Source organism: Marinospirillum alkalitolerans, assembly GCF_045055655.1.
Classification (GTDB): Bacteria; Pseudomonadota; Gammaproteobacteria; order Pseudomonadales; family Halomonadaceae; genus Marinospirillum; species Marinospirillum alkalitolerans.
In genome coordinates, this window is sequence record NZ_JBANFI010000001.1 from 678,365 (window position 1) to 685,883 (window position 7,519).

A 7,519-nucleotide genomic window follows, 5' to 3' on the forward strand; every position below is an offset into this window, starting at 1 on the left:
TTTATCTGGCCTCCTCGCCGGGACCGAGTGGACGGTGTTGATTGCTACGTAGCCAGCTGCGGCCTTCTTGTTGCAGCTGCTCCAGCAGTTCTTCTGCCTCGCGGATCAGCGGCACTAACTGGCGACTTGAGCTGCGTGCATCCTGCGAGAGGAGTGTGATCTGCTCGCTCAGATGGGTGAGTTGGGTGATGCTGGCCTCTTCGAGGCGGGTCAGGCTCTGGGGTAGCTGGGTGCTGAGCTGATCAACGAGCTGCGTCATGCTGAGCGCCAGACCTTGAAAAACTTCTGGTTCAAAGGCCGCGACACGATTTTCAGCTACTTGAACCAAACGCTCTGTGGCGTTAAGCAGATCGCTGATTTGATTGCGCATGCCTTGATCAGTCATCAGCGCCAGCTGCTCACTGACTTGAACCAGTGCGGCAGACAGCTGATTGAACTGCTGCAAGGAGTGGTCCAGCATTTCAGCGATCTCGACCAGGCGTGACGCATGGCTGGGGATGGTGGTCGGTTGGTTTTCTTGCGTCGTCAGCGGATCACCGCCGGTGCCGCGGCTTTTGAGTTCCACAAACAACAAGCCAGTGATGCCCTGGTGTTGCAGTGAGGCGTAGGTATCCGTGCGCAAGGGCGTACTCGGGTCGAGGCGCAAGCCCAGACGAACGGCCTCTTCTGGCTCGGTCACCAGTGAGATGCTTTCAACAAAGCCGACAGGGACACCATTGTAGCGCACGGCAGCGCGCTCATTGAGTCCTGAGACTGAATCATAAAAGTAGGTGTAATACAGCTCGCGATTCTGGTTACGGCTATCGCGTGTCATCAGTGCGGAAAGCATCAATCCGGCGACTACCAGCAACACGACAAACAGTCCGACCAGAGTATAGTTGACCTTAGGGTTCATACTGGCCTCATGGATGAAGCAGCGCGATCATAGGCGAAAGCGGCGCGCTGATTAGAAAAATAATGCTGAATCAAAGGATGGGGGTGCTGCATCAGTTCGCGCATGGGCGCTTTACAAAGGACACGGCCTTCTCCAAGAAAGGCCACTTGATTGGTCACTGTCCATAACGAATCCAGATCATGGGTCACCAGCAGCAGCGTCAGATTCTGGTGTTGATGCAGCTCAAGCAGCATCTGATCAAAGGCTGCCGCCCCGGCCGGATCGAGGCCCGCCGTAGGTTCATCAAGCAGCAGCAGCGGTGGATCAAGTGCCAAGGCCCGCGCAACCGCAGCCCGTTTGAGCATCCCGCCGCTGATTTCCTGCGGGTATTTATGAGCCGCCTGCGCCGGTAAACCCACAAGACAGAGCTTGAGCATCGCCAGCTCTTTGAGCAGGCTGATCGGCAGCTTCTGGCTTTCTCTGAGGGGCAGCATGATATTTTCTAACAGGGTGAGACTTGAGAAGAGCGCACCCTGCTGGAACATCATCCCCATCATCAAGCGGCGCTTTTGAATCTGATCCGCCTTTAAGCGGTGAATGGGCTCACCAAAAAGATGGATCTCGCCTGCTGTTGGGCGCAGTAACAGGGCTATTTCATTCAGCAGAACGGATTTGCCTGTGCCGCTGCCGCCGACCAAAGCCACCCTCTCTCCGGCATAGATGGTCAGATCCAGCTGCTGGTGAACGACCTGAGTCCCAAACTGGGTCTTGAGCTGATGTAATTGGATGATCGGCTGGCTCATGATCTACCACCCCAGATCGCTGAAGATGATCGAGAAGAGCGCATCGGCAATAATCACCAGAAAGATAGCCTGAACCACACTGCGTGTTGTGCGTTGGCCGACAGCCTCTGAGCCCCCCTTGGCCAGCATGCCTTGCATACAGCCGACGTTGACAATAATCAGCGCAAAAACCGGCGCTTTATACAGGCCCACCAGAAAATGCTGGATATCAACCTGACTGCCGAGGCGTTGCCAGAACACAGTTGGAGAGACATCCAACTGCATCTGCGCCACCAGCATGCCGCCGAGCAGTCCGCATAGATCAGCCAGAACCGTCAGCAGAGGCAGCACCAGCAGCAAGCCAAAGAGCTTGGGCAGAACCAGCCAATGAAAGGGGTCTTGTCCTAGGCTTTTTAACGCCATGATTTCTTGATTCATATTCATCGTTGCCAGCTGCGCGGCATAGGCTGATCCAGAGCGCCCAGCCACCAAAATGGCGGCAATCAATGGGCCAAGTTCACGCAAATGGGTGAGAGCAACCAGTTCGACAATAAAGATATTGGCCCCATAGGTGGCCAGCTGCAGCCCGCCTTGATAGGCCACGACAGCACCGAGTAAAAAAGAGAGCAGTGCGATAATCGGCATCGCATGGAGGCCATCTTTTTGGATGACATCCAGCAGCAAACGCCAGCGAATCAAGCGTGGATGACGCAGGCTTTGTAAGCCCGCCAGAGTCAGGCGACCGAGAAAATCCAATAATTCTAGCGCATGGCTGCCCAGCAGCATCACGCCTTGACCGAGACGCGCCAAAGGGTTGAGCTTGGCTGCGGCTGGCTCAGCAGGACAGGTGCGCTGGTGGAGTGAGGTCAGGAGTTGGCGCTGCTCATCGGTCAGCCCTGCGGGCCAGGCGGCGGCGTGAGTGCCAAAGACGCGTAAAAAAACCACCGCGCCGTTGGTATCCATCTGTGCGCATTCGAGTCGAACGGGGCCAGAAAGCTGCGTCAGGTTTTTTTCCAGCCGCAACCAGAGTGCCAGGTGCGCTGTTGTCCAATCGCCCGAGATCACCGAGCCATCTGGCTCGGTTAAAAGACGCGGGGCTTGTTTAGCAACTTCCATGAATGGCTCCATCAATACCCAAGAGCTGGATTATCCTTGAATCCGTTTTGTTTGTCAGCTGTTGGTGTCAGCAGTGCTTAAGGAACCTCTGATCAACGTCACGAGCGCAGGTCAGGACAGCATTCGTTCCAGACGAATGGCTGCACTTCCTACATCCATGTAGGTCGCAAGGCAAAATTGATCGAAAAAGCGGAGTTGACACGGAGTCAATGAGCATTTTGAGACCAATTTTAACGTAGCATCACCAAGCGCAGTAGTTAATCAGAGGCCTCCTAATCGACCTGACGCGCCGCTTGCGGTCGCGGTGATCGACGCCGCTTGGGTGCCGAGGCTGGCTTGGATGTATTCGCTGGCGCAGTTTGTGCTCCAGCAGGTTTGTGACCTGAGCTTTGGGTGCGCGCCTTGGGCTTGGCTGCACGAGACCTCGGCTGGTGTGTACGTCCTGCGGCAGGCTTGGAGGCTCCGGCTGCTGGTGCTTTGGGTGCGGCAAAGCCTTCGGCTTGCAGGCGTGGAATCTGCTGATTGGTGAGTCTTTCAATGGCCTTTAACAGCTTGTTTTCTTCTGGCTCAACCAGTGAGACCGCTTCACCGCTGGCACCTGCGCGCCCTGTGCGTCCAATACGATGGACATAATCCTCAGCGACATTGGGCAGCTCATAGTTGACCACTTGCGGCAGCTGATCAATATCGAGACCACGCGCCGCAATATCGGTCGCCACCAGAATTTGAATCGAATTATCCTTGAAGCCAGCCAGCGCCTTAGTGCGTGCGCCCTGACTTTTATTGCCATGAATGGCCGCAGCCTGAAAGCCACTTTCTTCTAGGTATTTGGTGAGCTTATTGGCACCGTGTTTGGTTTTGGTGAAGACCAGTGTTTGGCCCCACTGATGATCAACCAGCAGTTTCACCAGCAGTGCTGGCTTTTGTTTTTTATCGACCAGATAAACTGACTGCGTGACCTTCTCTGCCGTGGTGTTGCGTGGACTGACCGAAATTTCAACCGGATTGTTGACCAGCCCTTTCGCCAGCTGACGTATCTCATCCGAAAAAGTCGCGGAGAAAAGCAGGTTCTGTCGCTTGGCAGGCAGGATCTTCAGTATGCGCTTGATATCATGGATAAAACCCATATCCAGCATGCGGTCGGCTTCATCCAGTACCAGTACTTCGAGGTGATCAAACTTGACTGCGTTTTGATTGAATAGATCGAGCAAGCGACCTGGCGTGGCGACCAGCACATCAACACCACGGCGCAGTTTCATCATCTGCGGATTGATTTTGACGCCACCAAAAACCACGGTGGACTTCAGCTGCATCTGGCGGCCATAGGTAGCCACGCTTTCGCCTACCTGGGCGGCCAATTCACGCGTTGGCGTCAGGATTAAGGTGCGAGCCTGATTGGCTCCAGCGGGTTTGCCACGCGATAAACGCTCTAAAATCGGTAGCGTAAAGCCTGCCGTTTTGCCGGTGCCGGTTTGGGCTGCGGCCATGACATCCTGGCCTTGCATGATGGCTGGAATGGCTTGGGTTTGAATAGGAGTGGGTTGGGTATAGCCTTGTTGCTCCAGAGCAGCAAGAATCGGGGCGCTGAGGCCCAAAGAGGAAAAACTCATAGAATCAGGGAATCTCGGTAACGTAAAGAAGGGCGTCGTTAAGGACGTTCCTGCAGCATACAGTATGCCGACTACTGCTGTCACTGGTATTCCTTCGACTTATGACTGGCTGGTCTGGCTGCAAGGGAATGGTATACTCATGCGCGATCAAGCAAGGTGCATTTCAACAGAACAGACTCTATTCAAATAGAACAGCCAAGAGGACTCGTTTATGACCGTCATCCGCCAGGACGACCTGATTCAAAGCGTTGCTGATGCTTTGCAGTTTATTTCCTACTACCACCCCAAGGATTTTATCGATTCGCTCAATCAGGCCTATGAGCGCGAAGCCTCGCCTGCTGCCAAGGATGCGATGGCGCAGATTCTGATTAACTCGCGCATGTGTGCCATGGGTCATCGTCCTATTTGCCAAGATACCGGCATCGTGACTGTCTTCTTGGATATCGGTATGGATGTGCGCTGGGATGACGCGACCATGAGCGTTGAAGATATGGTCAACGAAGGCGTACGCCGTGCTTATCTGCACCCGGACAACGTCCTGCGTGCCTCGGTACTGGCTGATCCGGACGGCAAGCGTGCTAACACCAAAGACAACACTCCAGCCATCATTCACACCAAGCTAGTACCTGGCAACACCGTTGATGTGCATGTGGCAGCCAAAGGTGGCGGCTCTGAGGCCAAATCCAAGTTTGCGATGCTCAATCCATCTGATGACGTTGTTGAGTGGGTGCTGGAGCAGATCCCCAAAATGGGCGCAGGCTGGTGTCCGCCCGGTATGCTGGGCATAGGTATTGGTGGTACCGCTGAAAAAGCCATGCTGTTGGCTAAAGAAGCTTTATTGGAGCCGATCGATATCCAAGATCTGCAAGCTCGGGGTGCCAGCAATCGTGCGGAAGAACTGCGTCTGGAACTCTATGAAAAGGTCAACCAGCTCGGAATTGGCGCACAAGGCCTGGGCGGACTGACGACGGTTCTGGATATCAAAGTCAAGGACTACCCCACTCACGCGGCCAACAAGCCAGTGGCGATTATTCCTAACTGCGCCGCCACGCGCCACACCCACTTTGTGCTGGATGGTTCTGGCCCTGCGGCTCTGGAAGCGCCCAAGCTGGAAGACTGGCCTGAAGTGACCCGTGAGGCTGGCGCTGGCGTCAAGCGCATCAACCTGAATACCGTCACACGCGAAGAAGTCAAAGATCTCAAGCCTGGCGATGTCGTGCTGCTCTCTGGCAAAATGCTGACCGGCCGTGATGCTGCACACAAACGCATGGTGGATATGATCAACAAGGGCGAAGAGCTGCCTGTCGATCTGAACGGCAAATTTATCTATTATGTTGGCCCTGTTGACCCAGTGCGTGAAGAAGTGGTGGGACCAGCTGGCCCGACGACGGCCACGCGTATGGATAAATTTACCCGCACCGTACTGGAAAAAACAGGCTTATTGGGTATGATCGGTAAATCTGAGCGTGGCCCCATCGCAATCGAGGCTATCCGTGATAACCAAGCCGTGTACCTGATGGCAGTGGGTGGCGCCGCTTATTTGGTTGCGCAAGCCATTAAGCATGCCAAGGTGCTGGCTTTTGAAGATCTGGGGATGGAAGCCATCTACGAATTTGATGTGGAAGACATGCCGGTGACGGTCGCAGTTGATGTTCAGGGTGAATCCATCCATAACCTTGGCCCAGCCAAGTGGAAGGATATTATCGCCAAGGATGCAGCCGCAGTCTAAGACATCAGAAGTCGATGAAAGCCACCCCAAGGACGAGGTGGCTCGGTTCAAGGAGTGATTAAGCAGCACACAAGGAAAGCGGTTTTCAAGGAGGGAAGTGCTGCATAGCGACTTTCATGGCGGTAGCGTGCCTGAAAATGCCTCTAGCTGATCCAAAGGACTGGCGGTGCCCGCAAAATGCTGACCGATCACATGGGTATAAATCTGCGTTGTACTCACATCGTTATGCCCAAGCAACTCCTGCACTGTGCGAATATCTCGGCCTGCTTGCAATAAATGCGTTGCAAAAGAATGACGAAACGTATGGCAGGTAATTCTTTTGTTTCTGATTCCAGCCTCGGCGACGGCCACCTTTAATACCTTACGCAAGGCCGAATCATCAAGGTGATGGCGACAGAGTTTGCCAGACAAAGGATGCTGACTCAGCTGTGTTGAAGGGAAGAGATACATCCATGCTGGTTGTCGATAGGCTGCTGGTAGTTTGCGATCTAAAGCATAGGGCAGAGAAGGCCCCACTCCTTGCAGATTATCCTGCTCTTGAATCAAGATCACTTCATCAATCAAAGCGCGTAAATCAGGTATCAGGCTAGTGGGCAAAAGCGTGCTTCTTGATTTCCCACCTTTGCTATCGTGGATCAGCATGGATTGATGATCAAAATCGAGATCCTTAACACGTAAACGTAAGCACTCACTAACTCTAAGCCCGCCACCATAGAGTAAAGAGAAAATCAAACGATGACGTGGGCTCAGCTGGTCCAGAACACGCTTGACCTCGGCTGTTGACATTACCACTGGCAAGCGGCGTGGCTTCTTCGCCGGACTAAAATCAAGATCTCCCAAAGGCTGATCGAGAAATTGATTGTAAAGAAAGGCAAGGGCATTTAAAGCCGTCTTCTGCGTATTGATCGTCACATGCTTGGTATTGGCAAGAAAAGACAGGAAAAGACGGACCTCTTCACCACCCATTTCCTGCGGGTGGCGCTTACCATGAAAGAGAATAAATCGCCTTATCCAATGTAAGTAGGTCTTTTCAGTCTTGAAGGCATAGCCTTTTTGGCGTAAATCCTCACGAATAGATGTTAAGAAGGGGCTGGCTGGCATGGCTGACACTCCTTGTAAGCTTGACTGTTTAAATATACAGCCTATTGTGGATTTTGCCTCCTTAATGAGTCATTTATTTTGAATAAAGGCACGTTTTACACTGCACGGATTGAAATCAATCCTTGCAAAACAATGAGATGGGGTTTTTGTCTCGTTCAGATGGCTGCCTAGAATTAAGAGAAATAGGCCAACTCCTTTGCCTTGTGAGTCTGCTGAGCAGGCTAGGAAAAAGAGTGGTTTTACGGTAGCTTACCTTGAATCACACGGGTGATTGCTTTGTAGAAAAGCGCCTGCCCACTAATAAAAT

6 protein-coding genes are annotated in these 7,519 nt (G+C 53.2%); 1 reads left to right on the plus strand and 5 read right to left on the minus strand.

Features of this window, described 5'->3' with window-relative positions:
• Nucleotide 1: 1 nt before the first annotated feature.
• The 4 genes from V6U78_RS03045 to V6U78_RS03060 all read right to left on the minus strand — a co-directional run bounded on the left by V6U78_RS03045 (nucleotide 2) and on the right by V6U78_RS03060 (nucleotide 4,382).
• Nucleotides 2-895 (minus strand): MlaD family protein, encoded by an 894-nt coding sequence (locus V6U78_RS03045; RefSeq protein ID WP_405337052.1) that lies wholly within the window; start codon nucleotides 893-895, stop codon nucleotides 2-4.
• A complete protein-coding gene (locus tag V6U78_RS03050; protein ID WP_405337054.1) occupies nucleotides 892-1,677 on the minus strand; it encodes an ABC transporter ATP-binding protein in 786 nt (261 codons plus the stop codon). Before V6U78_RS03050 ends, V6U78_RS03045 begins: the two co-directional genes overlap by 4 nt.
• Nucleotides 1,678-1,680: 3 nt before the next feature.
• Nucleotides 1,681-2,772: an MlaE family ABC transporter permease gene (locus tag V6U78_RS03055; RefSeq protein WP_405337056.1), complete on the minus strand. Its 1,092-nt coding sequence runs from the start codon at nucleotides 2,770-2,772 to the stop codon at nucleotides 1,681-1,683.
• A 272-nt stretch (nucleotides 2,773-3,044) separates the two neighbouring features.
• Nucleotides 3,045-4,382, minus strand: coding sequence for a DEAD/DEAH box helicase (locus V6U78_RS03060; protein WP_405337058.1), 1,338 nt, complete (start codon nucleotides 4,380-4,382; stop codon nucleotides 3,045-3,047).
• Nucleotides 4,383-4,593: 211 nt separating this feature from the next.
• Here V6U78_RS03060 and V6U78_RS03065 point away from each other — a divergent pair, with 211 nt between their 5' ends.
• Entirely contained in the window at nucleotides 4,594-6,111 is a 1,518-nt protein-coding gene (locus tag V6U78_RS03065) for a fumarate hydratase (protein WP_405337060.1), read from the plus strand.
• Between the two features lie 114 nt (nucleotides 6,112-6,225).
• Here V6U78_RS03065 and V6U78_RS03070 read toward each other — a convergent pair whose 3' ends face one another.
• Nucleotides 6,226-7,212 (minus strand): integron integrase, encoded by a 987-nt coding sequence (locus V6U78_RS03070; protein ID WP_405337062.1) that lies wholly within the window; start codon nucleotides 7,210-7,212, stop codon nucleotides 6,226-6,228.
• Nucleotides 7,213-7,519: the final 307 nt, after the last annotated feature.